Origin of the sequence: Cupriavidus sp. OTU4054, assembly GCF_038440175.1 — a bacterium.
Lineage (GTDB): Bacteria > Pseudomonadota > Gammaproteobacteria > Burkholderiales > Burkholderiaceae > Cupriavidus > Cupriavidus pauculus_D.
The window spans coordinates 308,438-325,817 of sequence record NZ_JASATF010000002.1; the positions used below are offsets into that span (position 1 = coordinate 308,438).

Here is a 17,380-nt window from a genome sequence, read left to right on the forward strand (position 1 = left end):
GCAATGTTGCTGAGGGTTGCCGAAGGGGCCTTGCCCGATCGACCGTCGCATTCTCGGCGCTCGGGAAATCGACCGTCAACTAGGTAGATACCCTAGCTCGCACCGCATTGCCCTAGAGCTCGATCTGCACATCGCCCTCGGGTGTCGCGCAGCACAGCAGCACGGTGCCATCGGGCGGTGGCGAGAGCGGCTGCGGGGAATACCGGACCTTGCCGTCGAGCAGGTTGGCCCGGCAGTTATGGCACACGCCCGTCCGGCACGACCATCTGACCGGTACCGCGCAGGCTTCGGCAAGGTCCAGCAGGCCCTTGTAGCGGTCGCTCCAGTTGACCCGGAGGCCGCTGCGGACGAAGGCGACGACCGGGCCGTCCCCGGCGGGCCCGTCGGGCAGATGCGGCGCGATGGCGGGAGTGCCGGACCCGGTGCCGAGCTCGACGCCGAAGACCTCTTCGTGGATCTGGCTGCCGGCCACGCCCCACGCGGTCAGCTGCGCGCGCATCTCGCGCAGGAACGGCTGCGGGCCGCACAGGTAGAAATCGGCGGTCGCCGGCACGCCGTCGGCCTGCATATGCGCGACCGACAGATGGCCTTCCAGATCGAACGCGCGCGCGGCCCGGTCCGCATCGCTCGGCCGGCTATAGGCGACGTGCATCGTCGTGCGGGGGCTGCGGGCGGCCAGCGCCTGCAACTCGTCGCGAAAGGCATGGTGCCGGCCATCGCGCGCGCCGTGGAACCACCAGACGTCGCGCGGAGCGTCCTTCTCTTCCGCGAGCGCGTACAGCATCGCGAGCATGGGCGTCACGCCGATGCCTGCGCTGACGAGCACGACGGGCGCGTCGCCGGGGGTCAGCCGGAACGTCCCGCGCGGGGCGCTCGCCTCGATCGTCGTGCCCGCTTCCGCATGGGCATGCAGATAGCGGCTGACCACGCCGTGGTCCTCCAGCTTGACGCTGATGCGGAACACGCCGAGCGACGGGTCGCCCGACAGCGAATACATGCGAATCTCGTCGGCGCCGCCTTCCATGCCAACCGCGCCCGCCCCGATCTTGACCGCGATATGCTGCCCGGCCAGCGAACGCGGCAGCGTCGCGCCATCCGCAGCCTTGAGCCAGAACGACTTCACGCCCTCGCATTCGGGTACCACGCGCGCGATGCGCATGTCGCGAAACCCCGCCCACGCCAGCGCGGGCTCGCTCGGATCGAGCCCCGCATTGCCGCCGGCACCCGTGCCCTGCGCGGCCAGCATGGACTCGAACGATTGCCGCCAGCCGGGGCTCAGCGCGCCGATCCGCAGCACCTTGCGCAGCGCGTCCTCGGGATGCCGCTCCGTATAGAGCAACTGATCGACCTCCGTCACGGACATCTGCCCGGGCCCCTTCGACAGGAGCACGATCTCGTCGCCCGCGCCGATCTCGCCCTCCTGGATCACGCGCATATAGAAACCGGGCCGTCCATGCGTGACTACGAGCGCGGGCAATTCGGGATGCGCCATGCGGATCCCGAGCCGATAGCAGGTCACGCGCGGCTGCGAGACCTCGAACTCGGCCGTGCCGATGCGATAGCGATCGCCGATGCAGACCTCGGCGTCTTCGAGCCCGTCCACCGTGAGGTTCTCGCCAAACTGCCCGTACTCGTACCGGTCACGCCCCAGAAACGCGTTCCAGAACCGGTACGACGACATCTGGTAGACCATGACCGCGCGCTGCTCCCCGCCGTGGCCCTGCAGATCCGTCTGCGCATCGCCATCGATATTCAGCCGTCGCACCATCAAGCGTCCGGCGACCGGCGATTTCCAGATCGACGTACGAACGGTCCGGCCCTGCCATGCGACCTCGCGGGTCTTGCCGACATTCACGGATAACAGCATGGCCATGGTGGACTCCGAAGATCAATCCTTGTGCCGCAGGGGCGGAATGGCAGGCACCACCGGCATATGCGGAATGTCCTGCGCGGACAGCCTGAACACGGCCGGATAGCGGTCGCGGTCGGTATTCTCCGCGGGCTCCGTCGAGCGCCATGTATACCGGCACGTGTTGCACCCGAATATCGTCCAGACGTCCGCCACCGCCGACTTGGCATGGGTCTCGATCGTGGACGCGCCGCAGCGCGGGCAGACTGCCGAGTCATCGTCTTGCATGACCATCCTCACTTGCGCAGCGCGTGGATCAGGGGCAGCAGCTTCTCGCGCCAGGCGTCGGTCTGCTGGGGCGTATCGAGGACCTCGCCATAGTCGCCGCGCCGGTCGGGCGCCTTCGGCGTGGTCGCATCGATGATCATCTTGTGCGCCATGCCATTGGGCTCGCCGGCCGGGTCGAGCAGGTTCTCCGCGAGGTTCGGGATGATCACCACATCCCCCGCCGGATTCGTGCGGACGGACATCGCCCACATGACCTGGTTCAGATTGAACGGATCGATGTCCTCATCGACCACGATCACGATCTTGGCGTAGCCGAGGCCATGCGGGGTCGTCAACACGCCCATGCCGACCGACTTGGCAAAGCCGCCGTACCGCACGCGCGTGGAGACGATCACGACCAGACCGTGCGTGTACAGCGCGTTGACGGCTACCACCTCGGGGAACATGCGGTTGAGCTGGATAAAGATCGGCGCGCTGGTCGTCATCGCCTGCAGAAAATCGATCTCGGTCCAGGGGCGGCCCACATACACGGATTCGAAGATCGGATCCTTGCGATGCGATACCCGGTCGATCTCGATAACGGGGTAAAGATGCCCGCCCGAGTAGTAGCCGGGAAACTCGCCGAACGGACCTTCGATCTCGCGCTGCCGCGCCACGATCCGGCCTTCGAGCACGTACTCCGAGCCCCACGGTACATCGAGCCCCTTCTCCGTCCGCACGACCTTGTACGGCTCGCCCTGCATCACCGCGGCCATCTTGTACTCGAGCTGGTCGTAGCGCAGCGGCGTGGCGCCCATCAACAGGATGATGGGCTCGTTGCCGATGCAGATGGCGATCGGCAGATCCTCGCCACGCGCCTCGGCATGCGAGAGATGGATCGCGATATCGTGCTGCGGCACGGGCTGGATGCCGATGCGGTTGGGGCCCTTCACCATGAGCCGGTAGACGCCCACGTTCTCCACGTCGTCGTTGTCCCAGTCGTCGGGGTCGCGCGACACGATGCAGGCCTTGTCGATATAGAACCCGCCGTCGCCGCGATTGAGCCGGAACAGTGGCAGCAGGTCGAACAGGTTGATATCGTGCGCGACGCTCACCTCCTGCCACGGCGCGCTATCGACACGCTGCATCTCCCCCGGAAACAGCTCGAAGCGGCGCACGAACTCGAAGAACTGCGCCTTCAGCGAGGCCGTCTTGTCCATGCCGAGCGCCAGCGCATGATTGGGCCACGAGCCGTGCGTGTTCAGCACGACCTGCGCGCCGGGACTGCCGGCGATATTGTCGAACAGGATGGCCGGCACCTCGTCGCCGATCTGGGCCAGCGCGCAGGCGGCCGCGGCCAGGTCGGGTTCGAATTGCACCGGATCTTTCATCCGGAGCAGTTGCCCCTGCTGTTCGAGCACGGTGAGAAACGCGCGAAAATCGGGATAGGCTTGCATGCGGACACTCCCGGTCACATCGTCAACGCCTGGAAAACGGCTCAGAATGCCGCGCGCAGGGCCTCGATCTGCCGCGTCCAGCGCGCCACGACCGGTTCTTGTTCGTACAGGAAAAAGGTGATGCCGCTGCTCACGCTCGCATACGGTGCGCGATGAAACCGCACGGACACCGGATCGGCCTCGAACAGCGCAAGCCCGGTCATTGCGGGCATATCGCCGAGCCGCCGGCTCGTCAGCCGGACTTCGCACATGCCACCCTCGCGCGAATACGTGACCGTGACGCGGGGGTCGCGATGGAGATTGGCGGCGGTGGTGGAGGCGGCGAAGACGGCGAACCGCAGCGCGCCCGCCGGCGTCGCCACCATATCGCCGGCGCTGAGCAGCGCGGCGTGGGGCCAGCCTTCTTCATCGACGGTCGAGATGCGCAGGGCCTGCATCTTCGACGGCAGGTCGCGCCCATCCAGATACGCGACAAGGTCCGCAGGCAGCGCGCTCGACGCTTCCGCCCGCGGGGGCGTGTAGGAGTGATCTGTTCTGTTCACGACGCCTCCGATCGGCCATTGGCGTCGACCAGTATATGTACTGCGCCAGCTTCCCGCGCACGCAAAATTGCGCGCATCGTCGATGCTGCCGGTGATCGGCATCAGCGCCTCGTCTTTACGAAAGATTGACACCCGCCGCCCGCATAAGCTCGAAGCAAACCACTATCGAGACCGCCATGGGCGCCACCGTCCTCTGGTACCGACTCCTGCTGGCCGGCATCGCCGTCGTCTGGCTGATCGTCCTGTTCCTGCTCCAATACCGCCTGACGGACGCCCTCGGCCGCCGGGAAAACGAAGCCCTCGCCCATCCCGACGAAGTCCGGGACCAGGATCTCAGCCGCCAGCGGGCTCGAAGTTCTGCACTGGAATGTCGCCATCGGGAAACGGCGCGACGAGCTTGAGTTCGCCGCCGAGGGCGCGGATGTACTGTCGCACTGTGCTGACTCTGGCCATCGCGTTGATCGAAGTCATGGGATAGCAACGGCCACATCGCCTTCTGGCGCCTAACATGGAACATGGTGGATGCCCTCTCGCTCGCGCGGGGCGTCCGGATGATCGATGGCCACAGGTGGCGCCAACTCAGGGCAGATGCATGGAACAACAGACTCCCGTAGCAGATTCGCAAACGCATACCCGGCTCGTTATCGGTGCCGTGACACTCTGGGCCGTGTCCATGGTGCTGGTGGCCACGTTCCTGTTCGATACGTGGCCGCACGAGTGGCTCGACGACGAGCAGCGGGAGCCGTGGTTTCATGCGATCGTCGTGGTCGTGCTGACCTTGCTGGCGTTCTTTTGCAGCAATCTGCATCACCATGTCGTGCACGAGCGCGAGCGGCGCGAGCATGCGCGGGAGGCTGGCGACGGCGGCGAGCCTGACGAGGGGTCGGCCGAGAAGGCAAACGACAGCGAAGGCTTTCTCTTCAGGATCTTTGGCTCCTGGTGGGGCATCGCCATCGTGTTCGTGATCCCGACCGCCGCCTATTTCGGCGCGCATACCCTGCATTCCCCGCTGCCCGAGCCCGCGATCTTCGTGATGGCCGTCGTGGCCATCTACGTCGCGGCCGAGCACTATGCCTCGCTGGACAAGCAGCGCGAGGACCTGCGATGGGTGACCGACGAGCTCGGCAAGCAGGTCACGAGCATGCAGAACGCGCTCGGTGCGCGCGACGGGCGCACGCGGATCTACGCGGCCTATTGCCAACCGCCCGCACCCGGCAGACATGGCGCCCCCATCCACGCGATCTACCGGTCGTTCGATATCGACGAGGCCTGGCTCGGCACCGGTGACTGGGCTGCCTATATGGCCTCGACGCAGACCACATCGCTCGTCGGCGCCCTGCAAAGCGGCGACCGCCGCATGGTGCGGATCGTCACGCCGCCCCCGGCGTCGGCCGTCCGCGACGCCATCGAGACCGCGGACCGGTTCCACAACCTCATCGGCCTGCTCTGGCACTGGCTGGCCCTCCATCGGTACCAGGCCGGAGGCGCGGGGTTCGACTTCCGCATCGCCATCGCCGACACCCCGCACTGGGTTCACGAAGTCGATGGCAAGGTCCTGCAGATCGCGGGCGAATATCCGCACGAACTGCGCGTCCGCGACATGACCTTCGATATGGGCGACATGGCTCCGCGATTCGCCGCATGGGTGCGCGAGGACATCGAGGCGCTGTGCGCGCGGGGCCAGAGCGCCGAATCGTTTCTCGGCGAAGCGCTGCAGCCGGGAGCATCCGACTCCGCCGCGCTGATGGACCGGCTGGGCTGGCCGCAATGGGCCATGCACGCGGGCACCCGCTACGGCATCCGGCAGCATCCGGACGCGCTCCGCCCACGATTCCAGCAACTGATCGAGCAGTTTCGCGCGGCCGGCGCTCAGCCCCGCGTCTGAAAGACCTTGCTGATCGTCCGCGCAAGGTCCTCGATGGAATACGGCTTGCTCAGCAGCACGACGCCTTCGTCGAGCCGCCCGTCATGGAAGATCTCGTCGCGTGTATAGCCCGACGTGAAGATGACGCGCGCATCATGGGGCGGCCCGGCCGCAATCCGGGCCAGTTCGCTGCTGCGCACCGTTCCCGGCATCACCACGTCGGTAAACAGCAGATCGACCCCATCGGCCTGCTGCAACAAGGCCAGCGCCGCATCGCCATCCTTGGCGGAGAGCACGCGATGCCCGAGCTGGGACAGCATGTCGATGGCCGAAAGCCTGACATCCGCGTTGTCCTCGACGACCAGCACCGTGAGTTCGCCCGCGGCATCGCATACGGCTGTGCCCTCGTCGTCCGGCGACAGGTCCTTGTGTGTCCGCGGAAAATAGAGCGACACCGTCGTGCCCTGCCCGGGCACGGTATGCAGGTCGATATGCCCCTGGCTCTGCTTCACAAACCCGAACACCATGCTCAGGCCGAGCCCGGTTCCATGCCCCTCGGGCTTGGTCGAAAAGAACGGCTCGAATGCGCGAGCCCGGATCTCTTCCGACATCCCGGTCCCTTCGTCGATCACCGCCACCCGCACATACTCGCCAGCCGGAAGATCGGGACCGCCCTCCGGCGGCGCATCATCCGGCCTGACGACGTTGCCCACCTCGATGCGAATCGTGCCCCCATCCCCCTGCGCATCGCGCGCGTTGTTGACGAGGTTCAGCAGCGCGCCCTCGAGCTGGATCGGATCCGCATAAAGATTCCAGGCATCGCCGGGGATCTCGACGACCAGTCGAAAGCGCTCCGGCACCGCGCGGCGGAGCAGCTCGGAAAGCGTTTCCGCCATCCGCGGCGGACTGACGACGGAAGGACTCAGTGGCTGCCGCCGCGCGAACGCGAGCAGTTGCTGCGCGAGCCTGGCCCCGCGCGCCACCGCCGCATTGGCCGCCAGGATCCTCGCCTGCAGGCGCTCATCGTCGCCAACCGCAAGCCGCAGCAATTGCAGATTCGACGAAATCACCTGCAGCACGTTGTTGAAATCGTGCGCCACGCCACCGGTCAACCCGCCCACGGCCTCGAGCTTCTGCACCTGCCGCAGGCGGTCTTCCGCGGCCGCCCGCGCCTTGACTTCGTGCCCGACGCGCGCCTCCAGGGTCTGGTTGAGCAGAGACAGCGCCTGCTCGGCCTCGCCGTGCGCCTTCTCGGCAAGCATCCGGGCAGTGGTTTCGAACACGATGGCGATGACGCCGGCGGGCACGCCCGCATCATCGACGACGGGGCTGTAGTGGAGGTCCATCCAGACGTCCTCGGGCCTGCCACTGCGATGGAGGACGAGCGACTTGTCGCGATACGACAGTACGGCCCCTGCGAGCACGGTGTCCACCACATGCCGGTTGAACGCCGCGATCTCGGGCCATCCTTCCTCGACCGGCTTGCCGAGCAGGGACGGATGTCGCCCGCCGGCGAACACCGCATAGGCGTCGTTGTAGATCATCGTGCCGGCCTGCCCCCAGAGCATGACGAGCGGAACCGGACATGCCAGCAACATCTGGATATTGGCATTGAGACTGCCGGACCAGCCATCCCTTCGGCCCAGTCCGGTGTCCTGCCAGTCGTACGCGGCAATGCGCCGGGCCATCTCTCCGTCCCAGCCCGGGGACGGATTATGGGATGACGGCCAGGCTGCGGTTACGGTCATGGTTTGGCGTCAGTGCATGGATCGTTGCACTATACCCACTCCACGCCTCGCAGCCTGTAGGCCAACCTCCGACATGGAGGGGGTCTCCGTCAACCGTTGCCGACCTTCTTGTCGAGATCGCGCGCCATCTGGAGATGCTGTTCCAGGGCCGGCAGTTGCTTGGTGGCGAACGCCTTCACGTCGGCGTCCTTCGCGTTCTGCGAGGCTTCGCGGAACATCTTGACCGTGTTTTCGTGCGCCGCCACGCCAATCCGGCTGCTGTACATCTTGTCGAACTTGCTCCCGTCGAGCACGCCGAGCGCCTTCAGCTCGCCCTTTTGCACGAGCGACGGTTCGGTCGGCGGGGTGTAGCCCTTCGACCTGGCCAGCGAGGTCAGCTCGTCGCCCACCTTCGTGTGGTCCTGAATCATGCGGGACGCAAACGCCTTGACGTCCGCGTTGGCGGACTTCTGATTCGCAAGCTTGCTGCCCTCTATCTCGGCATGGCCGCCCTGCGCGGCATTTTCGAGGAACGTGCGGTCGCCACGCGCGAGTTCGCTCCCCTGCGTCGCGCCAGCGGTCGGCATGGCGTTGGGGGACGCGGTCTTCGGCGCGGTGGTATTGGTGCCCTGCGCGCCTGCGGCCGCGGCGAACAGGAGGGCACTGGCGGCGACAGCCGCCCTGACGGTGTGGAGCGTTGCCATGAGGGGTCTCCTTCGGTCGATAGGACTTCGATATCCAGTCCTATGCAAAGGCTGTTCCCGCACCGGCGCGCGCCATTTACCGGCGCATCGACGCGACAAGGCGGCCCTGGGGCCAGTAAATATTGCACGGGCCCCGATGCGATCTACACGCCGGTGCCCAGCCGGGCGAGCACCTGCCGCACATCGTCGGGAATCGGCACGGACCGGCCCGAGTCCCGATCGACGTACACATGCACGAAGTGGCCCGCCGCGCAGACCGCTTCGTCACCCTCCCTGAACACGGCCACCTCGTAGCGCACGCTCGCATTCCCGAGCTTTGCCACGCGCACGCCGATCTCCAGCCGATCCGGAAACGCGATCGACCGGAAGTACGAGCAGCCCGTATCGACGACCAGGCCGACTACGCGCCCGGCATGGATGTCCAGCACGCCCTGTTCGATCAGGTATTGATTGACCGCCGTGTCGAAGTAGCTGTAGTAGGTCACGTTGTTCACGTGACCGTATACGTCGTTATCCATCCAGCGCGTCTGCACGCGGGCCAGATGCGGATAGTCGGCACGCCGGTCGTCGCCGCGCCCCTCACGCATACTGCGCGCCTCCCGCGGCATCGACGACCACGCCGCTCAGGTACGAAGCCCGTGCAGACGCCAGGTACACCACGAGGTCGGCCATCTCCGACGCCCTGGCCGCCCGTCCGAACGGCAGATGCTCGAGCATCTCCTGCCAGCGCGACTCGTCGCCGAACTTCTCTTTCGCGCGCGCCTTGTAGAGGGTCAGCAGGCGGTCCGTTTCGGTCGGGCCCGGATGCACGCCCACCACGCGCACCCCGCGCGTCGTCGAACGCGCGCCCACGGCCTTCGTAAACGTGGTCAGCGCGGCATTGCCCGTGGCCCCACACAGATAGTCGTAGCGCGGCATTTCGGCCGCGATGCCGATCACGTTGACGATCACGCCCGATCCGCGGTCCATCATCTTCGGCAGCGCCATGCGCGTCGTCTCGATATAACCGAAGACCTTCAGCTCCCACGCCTCGCGCCACTGCGCATCGCTCATCGCGGTCAGCCCGCCGCCGGGAATCGCGCCCGCATTGTTGACCAGCACGTCGAGCGTGCCGAAGCGCGCATCGAGCGAATGGCGGACATCGGGGGACGACAGGTCGCCGACGAAGGTATCGACCTTCGCCCCATGCTTGTCCGAGAGTTCACGCTGGGCGCGCGCCGTGGATTCCGCCGACGTGCCGGCAATCGTGACATCGGCGCCCTCCGCGGCGAACAGCGCCGCGCAGGCAAAGCCGATACCACGGCTGCCACCGGTGATCAGAACGGACTTTCCTTGCAGTTGCAGATCCATCGCGACGTCTCCTCATGCCGTGTTGTGAGCCGACATGATGCCTCGATCGTCCTCAAGCTGCTTGGCGCCCGTTCCGATGGCCGGTCAGGCCGGTTCCCGGACCGACGGCCGCGCGTCCACGCGCGCTTTCCACGCCAGCAGATGAACGCAGTCCTCGGGCACGGGAATCTGCGCGAAGCCCGCGAACAGCAGGCCCGCCCACACCGTGATATCGGCCATCGAGAACGCCTCGCCAGCGACATACGGCTGGCTGCTCAGGACGCCGTCGAAATAACGCATGCCGGCCTCCGCCCGCACGCGCTCACGGCGGCCCCATTCCTCGCGATCGGTCCATTCGGGACTCTTGTACGCGCGCAGCGCGTCCCCGAGGCCCGGCGTCGCGTGGTGGAAATAGATGCCCACGGCATCGATCAGTTGCGACTCCGCGCGCTTCTGCATCATGTGGATCACGCCCTTGTCGCGCGCGGTGCGGCCGGTCAGCACGGGGTTGCCGTCGAGGTTATCGAGGTATTCGGTGATGGCCGTGCATTCGGAGAGATAGGTGCCATCCTCGAGCTCGAGCACCGGCACCGTGCCCGTCGGATTGATGGCAAGGAAGTGCGGCTGCTTGTGTTCCGCCGCCGGCAGATCGACCTTGACGAACTCGACCTGCGCGGCCAGGCCTTTCTCGGCCAGGACGATCCGGATGCGGAGCGGGTTGGGAAAACCGGGGATATCGTAGAGCTTCATTCTGTTTTGCGCCTTATTCTTTACTTTCGGTGTGAAACTTACCTATCGATAAGTCGGTAAACAGCGTAAGAGAAAATTTGAGCGCAAGTCAAGCTTACTTAGCGCTAAGTCATTCGCTACAATGCCGCATGGCTACTAGCGATACGAAGCAACGCATCCTCTCGATCGCCCGCGGCATGGTCCAGGCGCACGGATACAACGCGCTCAGTTTTCGGGACATCGCGCAGGAAATCGGGATCAAGGGACCGGCGGTCCACCACCATTACCCGACCAAGGGCGACCTCGGCGCGGCGTTGGCACGCGCCTATACCGACGACGCCGTGGTGCTGCTGGAGGAGCTGCTGCTGACCTCGCATTCGCAGCGCGAGGTATTCGACCGCTATGTCGCGGTATTCCGCGCGGCGCTCGAGAATGACAACCGGATGTGCCTCTGCGGCATCATGTCGGCCGAGCTCGCGGACCTGCCCGAGGCGGTGCAGGTGGAGGTGAACCGGTTTACGGACGTCAATATCGCGTGGCTCACGCGACTGCTGGCGCTTGGCGGGGAACCCGCGCCGGAGAAGGCCCCCGAGGATGCCCGCCGGCGCCGCGCGCTGGCCATCTTCACGGCGATAGAAGGCGCACAGCTCGTGGCGCGCGGACACCGGGACGTTGCGATGTTCGACCGTGTGATCGCCGCCTACCGCGAGGCGGGGCTATGCCCGTGATGGTCCGAACCGTCAGACCGGGAATGCGAGGTCGGCCAGCGACTCGCTGACGGTCCACCACGCGCGCGCCGTGGCCGGATCGACCGCATGCGGCAGCACGCCGTGCAGCGAGTCCGACGTGGGGGGAATGAGCGGCGCGACATCGCAATCCTCGCAATACAGCCCGCCCAGCCCGTCGAGCCGCGCGCTGGTCGCACACCAGACCGTGGTGGACGCCCCCTGCTCCGCGGTCTTGTAGAGCGCCGCGAATCTGGGCGTCAGTTCGCCGTCCGGCGTCAGCGCGCCAATCTCGACGAGATCCTGCCGCGTCAGATGCACGCCGAGCCCGGTCTCGATCGCCCCGGGATGCACGGAGAACGCCCGCACGCCATGGGGCGCGCCCCGGCGGTCCAGTTCAAGCGCGAACAGCGACGCCGCCGACTTCGACTGCCCGTACGCCTGCCACTTGTCGTAGGGGCGCCCGCGGTAGTCCGGATCTTCCAGATCGACGCCGGCGAAGCGGTGCCCGCCCGAGCTCAATGCCACCACACGCGCGCCGCGCGCGGCCACGAGCGCCGGCCAGAGCCGCGCCGCAAGCCGAAAATGTCCAATGTGGTTGGTCGACAACTGCAATTCGTGCCCGCGCGCATCGCGCTGCAGCAGCGGCACGGCCATGATCGCGGCGTTGTTGATCAAGCCATGGAGTGGAACATCGCCGGCCAGCACATGCGACGCAAAGCCATCGACCGACGCCGCGTCGGTCAATTCCAGCGCGGCCACCTGGACGCGCGGCAGGCCGGCCACGGCCCGCGCCGCGCGTTCGGGGTCGCGGGCGCCGACCCATACCGTGGCGCCCGCGCCCGTCAGCGCGCGCGTGACTTCGAGGCCAAGGCCCGCATGGCCGCCGGTCACGACATAATGCCTGCCGTGCAAGTCCATGCCGGCGACGGCCTGCACGGCCGTGGTGCACCGATCGAACCCGCTGCCGAGCGGTTGCTGGAGATTTTTTTGCATTTGCATGGATGTATCGGCTTGGCGCCTTGACTTGAGTCACGAGAGGCGCCCAGTCTAGGCAGCATGCGGATCCGCGACCATAATCGCTCGTCCACGAACCTTACTCGATCGTCCACGGATGCTCGCCGACCCGCTCTCCCAATGGCTGCTGATGCTGGCCGCCCGCTGCACGCTCAGCGGATCGCTGCACGCGAGCGGCGAATGGGCGGTGGCTTTCGAGACCCATACGACCAAGATCAACGTCGTCACCGAGGGCGAGGCGTGGCTCGTCCATGACGCCCTCGAGGCGCCTATTCGCCTGCGCACGGGCGACGGTTTCATGCTCACGCGCGCGGGCACCTACGAGACTTGCAGCGATCCGTCATTGACGCCGCTGCCTGCCGCCGAAGTGTTCATCGACCATCGCGGCAGGATCGACGGCGTGAGCGGCACGACGCGCGGCTCGCAGTGCCATATCGTGGGCTGCGCGCTGATGCTCGATGCGCTCGATATCGAATTCCTGATGTCCACGCTGCCCACCGTGGTCGTCGTGCATGGGGCCGATCCGAGCGCGGCGTCCATGCGCTGGCTGATCATGCGGCTGCGCGACGAGCTCGCGGCACCGACGCCCGGTGCCGACGCGAGCCAGGCCTTGCTCGCGCAGATGCTGTGCGTGGAAATCATTCGCTACTGGTGCCGGCATGGCGCGGAGACGGGCCTGCTCGGCGCCTTGCGCGACGATCGCATCGCGGCCGCGCTGCGGGCCATGCATGGCGATGTCACACGGTCCTGGCGCGTCGAGGAACTCGCCTCGCAGGTGGCGATGTCGCGCTCCGCGTTTGCGGCACGGTTCAAGCAGCTGACGGGCGTCGCCCCGCTCGATTACCTGCTGCGCTGGCGCATGCGCGTGGCCGCCCACGCGCTGCACGGCCGCGAGGAGCCGATGCAGCGCATCGCGGCATCCGTCGGCTACCAGTCCGACAGTGCGTTCAGCCTGGCCTTCAAGCGCGTCTACGGCGTGCCCCCATCGGCCTACCGCCTTGCCGGCGGCAGTGCCGTTGCCCCCAACCCCGATCTCTCCCCGGAACTTTGACGGAGCCCCCCTGCATGACCGCATACCAGCTCGACCGCGCCACCCCCGCGGACGCCGACGCCATCGTCCGCATCGTCAACGGCGCCTATCGCGGACAGGACGGCCAGGCCGGATGGACCTCCGAGGCGGGCCTGATCGCCGGCCAGCGCATCGATGCCGCACAGGTGGCACGGCTCATCGGCGCGGACAACCCGACCGTACTCGTCATGCGAGCGACCGGCGGCCCCGTGGTCGCGACCGTCTGCGCGGACCGGCTGGACGCCGGGCGGACCGAGCTCGGCATGCTGTCCGTGGATGTGGCATTGCAGGGCGGCGGCGCGGGCAAGCGGCTGATCGCGCTGACCGAGGACTGGCTGCGTGCCCGTGGCGTGGCCGTGGCATGCATGACCGTCGTGCACGCGCGGACCGAGCTGATCGCATGGTACGGGCGGCAAGGGTATCTGCCCAATGGCGAGACCGTGCCGTTTCCGTACGACGATCCGAGCGTGGGCCTGCCGCTGCGCGACGACCTGCACTTCGTCGTACTGGAAAAGCCGCTGCGCTGATCGCCCGCATCCAGCTATTGTTCAGTTAGCTTAACAATGTGTGAAGCGTTCATGCATTGAATGCCCCTCGGCGCGCTCATACACTTGGCCCCATCCATAGAGAGGAGCCCAGTCATGAGCGTCACCGCCTTCACCGATAACCGCCAGGTCGGCCACTTCATCAACAACGAGCACGTGGCCGCGATGAGCGACCGATCGCAGCCGGTATTCAATCCGGCCACCGGCGAGGCCGCGCGTACCGTGGCGCTCGGTGGTAGCGCGGAAGTGGAAGCCGCCGTGGCAGCCGCGGCCGCCGCGTTCCCGGCCTGGGCCGATACCCCGCCGCTGCGCCGCGCCCGCGTGATGCAGCGCTTTCTGCAACTGATGAACGAGAACCGCGACCAGCTCGCCGCGATCATCACCGCCGAGCATGGCAAGGTGTTCTCGGACGCGCAGGGCGAAGTCACGCGCGGCATCGAGGTCGTCGAGTTTGCCTGCGGCATTCCGCAATTGCTCAAGGGCGACTACACCGATCAGGTCAGCACCGGCATCGACAACTGGACCATGCGCCAGCCGCTGGGCGTGGTGGCCGGCATCACCCCGTTCAATTTCCCCTGCATGGTGCCCTGCTGGATGTTCCCGGTGGCGATCGCCACGGGCAACACGTTCGTGCTGAAGCCCAGCGAGCGCGACCCGAGCGCCAGCCTCTTCATGGCGGACCTGCTCGCGCAGGCCGGCCTGCCCAAGGGCGTGTTCAACGTCGTGCAGGGCGACAAGCAGGCGGTCGATGCGCTGATCGATCATGACGACGTGCGCGCGGTGAGCTTCGTCGGTTCGACGCCGATCGCACAGTACATCAGCGAGCGTTCGGCCGCGCGCGGCAAGCGCGTGCAGGCGCTGGGCGGCGCGAAGAACCACCTCGTGGTCATGCCCGATGCCGACGTCGAGCGGACCGTCGATGCACTGATCGGCGCCGCCTACGGTTCGGCGGGCGAACGCTGCATGGCCGTGTCCGTGGCGGTACTGGTCGGCGATATCGCCGATCGCATCATGCCGGTGCTGGCGGAACGCACGCGCGGTCTCGTCATCGGCAACGGCATGGACGACAAGTCCGAGATGGGCCCGGTGGTCACGCAACAGGCGAAGGAACGCATCGAGGGCTATATCGGGCTGGGCGTGGAGGAAGGCGCGCAGCTGCTCGTCGATGGCCGCAACCTGCAAATTCCCGGCCATGCGGGCGGCTTCTTCGTGGGCGGCACGCTGTTCGACCACGTCACGCCGTCGATGCGCATCTACAACGAGGAAATCTTCGGGCCGGTGCTGGGCTGCGTCCGCGTGAAGGACCTCGGCGCGGCCATCGACCTGATCAACGCGCACGAGTTCGGTAACGGCGTGTCCTGCTACACGAGCGACGGCGGCGTGGCGCGCGAGTTCTCGCGCCGCATCCAGGTCGGGATGGTCGGGATCAACGTGCCCATTCCGGTGCCGATGGCATGGCATGGCTTCGGCGGCTGGAAGCGCAGCCTGTTCGGCGACATGCACGCCTATGGCGAGGAAGGCGTGCGGTTCTACACCAAGCAGAAGTCGATCATGCAGCGGTGGCCGCAGAGCATCGACAAGGGCGCCGAATTCGCGATGCCGACCTCGAAGTAATGCGTTGACGCACTGTTCGATGAAGCGAACAATGTGCGGATGGAAAACGATAACAAAGAGACGCGCTGGTCCAACGTCTATTCACTGGTGGTGCTCGGCGAGCTCGGCAGCTATACGGCTGCCGCGGCGCGCCTCGGGCTCAGCAAGAGCGCGCTGAGCCAGCGGATTGCCGAACTCGAACGGGCGGCCGGTGTGGCGCTCGTCCGGCGGACCACGCGCAGCATGCGATTGACGGAGGCGGGCCAGCAGCTCGCCGACGCCACGCGCGAGTCGTTCGACGAGATCGAGCGGAGCTTTGCCGGGGTGCGGGATCTCGTCGGCGAGCCGCGGGGGCTGGTGCGGGTGACCGCACCGGTCGCGCTGGGCCGCCAGCAGATCGTGCCGCGCATTCCGGCATTCCTGAAGACGCATCCAGACGTGCGGATCGAACTGGAGTTGTCGGACCGGCTGTCTTCGCTCGTGCAGGAAGGCTTCGATCTGGCGATTCGTCACACCGCGGCGGCGCCGGACACCCACGTGGCCTGGACGCTATGCCGCACGCACGCGGTGCTGGTCGCCTCCCGCGCGTATCTGGACCGCCATGGCACGCCGGCCACGCCGGAGGCGCTGGCGGATCACGTCTGCCTGCCCTACTTCCGGCGCGGCGAGTCCCCGGCATGGAGCTTCGAGCCCGTGCGCGGCAACGGCGCCCGGCGCAATGTCGCGATTCGCGGAAGCTTTGCGGCGAACAATAGCGAGGTGTTGCGCGAGGCGGCCTTGCAGGGGCTCGGCATTGCGCTGCTCCCCGATTTCTCGGCGCAGGACGAACTGCGCGCGGGCAGGCTCGTGCAGGTCCTGCCCAACTGGCGCTCGGCCGGCGCGTTCGGCAACCACCTGTTCGCCATCCGGCCCTATAGCCCGTATGTGCCGCTCGCGGTACGGGCATTCGTCGAGTATCTGCGGCAGGCGCTCAAGGACGGTTTCAAGACCTGAAAAATTTTTCCCACCGTCGATGGAATAGCCCGGCGCCACCGTTCGTCCTACTGGCAGACAGCGCATGACACGACTGTTTTCCCACACTCGAAAGGACTGAACATGAAACTCCAACGCTCGCTGGTGGCCGCGGTGGCCGCGATTTCCGCTTTTGGTGTTCTCGGCTTCTCGCAAGCCGCACACGCGCAGGAGAAGCCCGCGCCCGTCAAGAACGTGGTGCTCGTGCACGGCCTGTACGCCGACGGCTCCAGCTGGGAGAAGGTCATTCCAATCCTGCAGGCAAAGGGCCTGCACGTGACCGCCGTGCAGAACCCGACCACCTCGCTCGATGCCGACGTGGACGCCGTCAAGCGCGCCCTCGCGCTGCAGGACGGCCCGACCGTGCTGGTCGCGCATTCCTATGGCGGCATGGTCATCAGCGAGGCCGGCGTCGATCCCAAGGTGTCGTCGCTCGTCTATATCGCCGCCCGCGCGCCGGACGCCGGCGAAGACTACCCTGCCCTGACGAAGAAATTCCCGTCCGCCCCGGCCGGCGCCGGCCTGCAATGGTCGGGCGACTACGCCAAGCTGTCCGAACAGGCGTTCGTGAAGGACTTCGCCGGCGACCTGCCCGTCGAGCAGGCGCGCGCGTATTATGCGGTGCAGCAGCCGATGGGCCGCCCGCTCACGATGGCCAGGACCACGGTCGCCGCATGGCGCCAGAAGCCGTCGTACTACGCCGTATCCACCGAGGACCGCACGATCAACCCCGATCTGGAGCGCTTTATGGCCAAGCGCATGGGTGCCCATACGATCGAACTGCCGTCGAGCCATGTCTCGCTGCTCTCGCACCCGCAGGAAGTCGCGAACCTGATCCTCCAGGCCGCCGGCCAGTCGGGAAACTGATCGCCGATTGTGAAATGCCGTTGCTAAGTCTTTGAACCGGCTAACCACTTCCCAGCGGCGAAGCAGTCTCGTAGGATGCCGGGGG

Annotated in this window: 18 protein-coding genes; 8 read left to right on the forward strand and 10 right to left on the reverse strand. The window is 66.7% G+C overall.

Going from position 1 to position 17,380, the window contains the following annotated elements; all coding sequences use genetic code 11:
• Positions 1-112 precede the first annotated feature (112 nt).
• Genes AAHB16_RS04260 through AAHB16_RS04275 form a run of 4 tightly spaced genes read right to left on the reverse strand, consistent with a single transcriptional unit; the run spans position 113 to position 4,115 of the window.
• Positions 113-1,873 (reverse strand): MOSC and FAD-binding oxidoreductase domain-containing protein, encoded by a 1,761-nt coding sequence (locus tag AAHB16_RS04260; protein ID WP_342050189.1) that lies wholly within the window; start codon positions 1,871-1,873, stop codon positions 113-115.
• A 15-nt stretch (positions 1,874-1,888) separates the two neighbouring features.
• Positions 1,889-2,137, reverse strand: a complete 249-nt coding sequence (locus AAHB16_RS04265) for a non-oxidative hydroxyarylic acid decarboxylases subunit D (protein ID WP_150374534.1) — start codon at positions 2,135-2,137, stop codon at positions 1,889-1,891.
• Between the two features lie 8 nt (positions 2,138-2,145).
• Entirely contained in the window at positions 2,146-3,573 is a 1,428-nt protein-coding gene (locus tag AAHB16_RS04270; RefSeq protein ID WP_150374535.1) for a non-oxidative hydroxyarylic acid decarboxylases subunit C, read from the reverse strand.
• Between the two features lie 41 nt (positions 3,574-3,614).
• Positions 3,615-4,115 (reverse strand): pyridoxamine 5'-phosphate oxidase family protein, encoded by a 501-nt coding sequence (locus AAHB16_RS04275; protein ID WP_191002359.1) that lies wholly within the window; start codon positions 4,113-4,115, stop codon positions 3,615-3,617.
• A 176-nt stretch (positions 4,116-4,291) separates the two neighbouring features.
• Between AAHB16_RS04275 and AAHB16_RS04280 the strand changes: the two genes are divergently transcribed.
• Entirely contained in the window at positions 4,292-4,516 is a 225-nt protein-coding gene (locus tag AAHB16_RS04280) for a hypothetical protein (RefSeq protein ID WP_342050190.1), read from the forward strand.
• Between the two features lie 191 nt (positions 4,517-4,707).
• Positions 4,708-6,000 (forward strand): hypothetical protein, encoded by a 1,293-nt coding sequence (locus AAHB16_RS04285; RefSeq protein ID WP_342050191.1) that lies wholly within the window; start codon positions 4,708-4,710, stop codon positions 5,998-6,000.
• On the opposite strand, the gene AAHB16_RS04290 is transcribed toward AAHB16_RS04285, so the two are convergent.
• The 5 genes from AAHB16_RS04290 to AAHB16_RS04310 form a co-directional block, all read right to left on the reverse strand.
• The gene (locus AAHB16_RS04290; RefSeq protein WP_342050192.1) at positions 5,985-7,727 is read right to left on the reverse strand and encodes an ATP-binding protein; all 1,743 of its coding nucleotides are present in this window, start codon (positions 7,725-7,727) and stop codon (positions 5,985-5,987) included. The genes AAHB16_RS04285 and AAHB16_RS04290 overlap by 16 nt on opposite strands.
• A gap of 89 nt (positions 7,728-7,816) precedes the next feature.
• Complete coding sequence (locus AAHB16_RS04295; protein ID WP_150374539.1) at positions 7,817-8,410, reverse strand: DUF4142 domain-containing protein; 594 nt, start codon at positions 8,408-8,410, stop codon at positions 7,817-7,819.
• Positions 8,411-8,553: 143 nt separating this feature from the next.
• Positions 8,554-8,997: an acyl-CoA thioesterase gene (locus AAHB16_RS04300; protein ID WP_150374540.1), complete on the reverse strand. Its 444-nt coding sequence runs from the start codon at positions 8,995-8,997 to the stop codon at positions 8,554-8,556.
• The gene (locus AAHB16_RS04305; protein ID WP_150374541.1) at positions 8,990-9,760 is read right to left on the reverse strand and encodes a short-chain dehydrogenase/reductase; all 771 of its coding nucleotides are present in this window, start codon (positions 9,758-9,760) and stop codon (positions 8,990-8,992) included. The genes AAHB16_RS04300 and AAHB16_RS04305 overlap by 8 nt, the downstream gene beginning before the upstream one ends.
• Before the next feature lie 84 nt (positions 9,761-9,844).
• A complete protein-coding gene (locus tag AAHB16_RS04310; RefSeq protein WP_150374542.1) occupies positions 9,845-10,489 on the reverse strand; it encodes a glutathione S-transferase in 645 nt (214 codons plus the stop codon).
• Positions 10,490-10,617: 128 nt separating this feature from the next.
• Between AAHB16_RS04310 and AAHB16_RS04315 the strand changes: the two genes are divergently transcribed.
• The gene (locus AAHB16_RS04315; protein WP_150374543.1) at positions 10,618-11,196 is read left to right on the forward strand and encodes a TetR/AcrR family transcriptional regulator; all 579 of its coding nucleotides are present in this window, start codon (positions 10,618-10,620) and stop codon (positions 11,194-11,196) included.
• A gap of 12 nt (positions 11,197-11,208) precedes the next feature.
• Here the strand turns inward: AAHB16_RS04315 and AAHB16_RS04320 are convergent, their stop codons facing one another.
• Positions 11,209-12,195 carry an SDR family NAD(P)-dependent oxidoreductase gene (locus AAHB16_RS04320; RefSeq protein WP_342050193.1) on the reverse strand — a complete coding sequence of 329 codons (987 nt, stop codon included), beginning with the start codon at positions 12,193-12,195 and terminating at the stop codon, positions 11,209-11,211.
• A 112-nt stretch (positions 12,196-12,307) separates the two neighbouring features.
• Here AAHB16_RS04320 and AAHB16_RS04325 point away from each other — a divergent pair, with 112 nt between their 5' ends.
• The 5 genes from AAHB16_RS04325 (at position 12,308) to AAHB16_RS04345 (ending at position 17,295) form a co-directional block, all read left to right on the forward strand.
• A complete protein-coding gene (locus tag AAHB16_RS04325) occupies positions 12,308-13,261 on the forward strand; it encodes an AraC family transcriptional regulator (protein ID WP_150374544.1) in 954 nt (317 codons plus the stop codon).
• Between the two features lie 14 nt (positions 13,262-13,275).
• Entirely contained in the window at positions 13,276-13,806 is a 531-nt protein-coding gene (locus AAHB16_RS04330; RefSeq protein ID WP_342050194.1) for a GNAT family N-acetyltransferase, read from the forward strand.
• A 114-nt stretch (positions 13,807-13,920) separates the two neighbouring features.
• Positions 13,921-15,438 (forward strand): CoA-acylating methylmalonate-semialdehyde dehydrogenase, encoded by a 1,518-nt coding sequence (locus AAHB16_RS04335; RefSeq protein WP_150374546.1) that lies wholly within the window; start codon positions 13,921-13,923, stop codon positions 15,436-15,438.
• A gap of 39 nt (positions 15,439-15,477) precedes the next feature.
• Positions 15,478-16,410: a LysR family transcriptional regulator gene (locus tag AAHB16_RS04340; protein WP_150374547.1), complete on the forward strand. Its 933-nt coding sequence runs from the start codon at positions 15,478-15,480 to the stop codon at positions 16,408-16,410.
• A gap of 102 nt (positions 16,411-16,512) precedes the next feature.
• Positions 16,513-17,295, forward strand: a complete 783-nt coding sequence (locus AAHB16_RS04345; RefSeq protein ID WP_342050195.1) for an alpha/beta hydrolase — start codon at positions 16,513-16,515, stop codon at positions 17,293-17,295.
• Positions 17,296-17,380: the final 85 nt, after the last annotated feature.

Bases quoted from the DNA above. Each gene is read 5' to 3' on its own strand.
- AAHB16_RS04315 (WP_150374543.1), top strand. From the start codon at position 10,618: ATGGCTACTAGCGATACGAAGCAACGCATCCTCTCGATCGCCCGCGGC.
- AAHB16_RS04335 (WP_150374546.1), top strand. From the start codon at position 13,921: ATGAGCGTCACCGCCTTCACCGATAACCGCCAGGTCGGCCACTTCATC.
- AAHB16_RS04270 (WP_150374535.1), bottom strand. From the start codon at position 3,573: ATGCAAGCCTATCCCGATTTTCGCGCGTTTCTCACCGTGCTCGAACAG.
- AAHB16_RS04310 (WP_150374542.1), bottom strand. From the start codon at position 10,489: ATGAAGCTCTACGATATCCCCGGTTTTCCCAACCCGCTCCGCATCCGG.
- AAHB16_RS04295 (WP_150374539.1), bottom strand. From the start codon at position 8,410: ATGGCAACGCTCCACACCGTCAGGGCGGCTGTCGCCGCCAGTGCCCTC.
- AAHB16_RS04300 (WP_150374540.1), bottom strand. From the start codon at position 8,997: ATGCGTGAGGGGCGCGGCGACGACCGGCGTGCCGACTATCCGCATCTG.
- AAHB16_RS04260 (WP_342050189.1), bottom strand. From the start codon at position 1,873: ATGGCCATGCTGTTATCCGTGAATGTCGGCAAGACCCGCGAGGTCGCA.
- AAHB16_RS04340 (WP_150374547.1), top strand. From the start codon at position 15,478: ATGGAAAACGATAACAAAGAGACGCGCTGGTCCAACGTCTATTCACTG.
- AAHB16_RS04345 (WP_342050195.1), top strand. From the start codon at position 16,513: ATGAAACTCCAACGCTCGCTGGTGGCCGCGGTGGCCGCGATTTCCGCT.
- AAHB16_RS04305 (WP_150374541.1), bottom strand. From the start codon at position 9,760: ATGGATCTGCAACTGCAAGGAAAGTCCGTTCTGATCACCGGTGGCAGC.
- AAHB16_RS04265 (WP_150374534.1), bottom strand. From the start codon at position 2,137: ATGCAAGACGATGACTCGGCAGTCTGCCCGCGCTGCGGCGCGTCCACG.
- AAHB16_RS04330 (WP_342050194.1), top strand. From the start codon at position 13,276: ATGACCGCATACCAGCTCGACCGCGCCACCCCCGCGGACGCCGACGCC.
- AAHB16_RS04325 (WP_150374544.1), top strand. From the start codon at position 12,308: ATGCTCGCCGACCCGCTCTCCCAATGGCTGCTGATGCTGGCCGCCCGC.
- AAHB16_RS04320 (WP_342050193.1), bottom strand. From the start codon at position 12,195: ATGCAAATGCAAAAAAATCTCCAGCAACCGCTCGGCAGCGGGTTCGAT.
- AAHB16_RS04280 (WP_342050190.1), top strand. From the start codon at position 4,292: ATGGGCGCCACCGTCCTCTGGTACCGACTCCTGCTGGCCGGCATCGCC.
- AAHB16_RS04290 (WP_342050192.1), bottom strand. From the start codon at position 7,727: ATGACCGTAACCGCAGCCTGGCCGTCATCCCATAATCCGTCCCCGGGC.
- AAHB16_RS04285 (WP_342050191.1), top strand. From the start codon at position 4,708: ATGGAACAACAGACTCCCGTAGCAGATTCGCAAACGCATACCCGGCTC.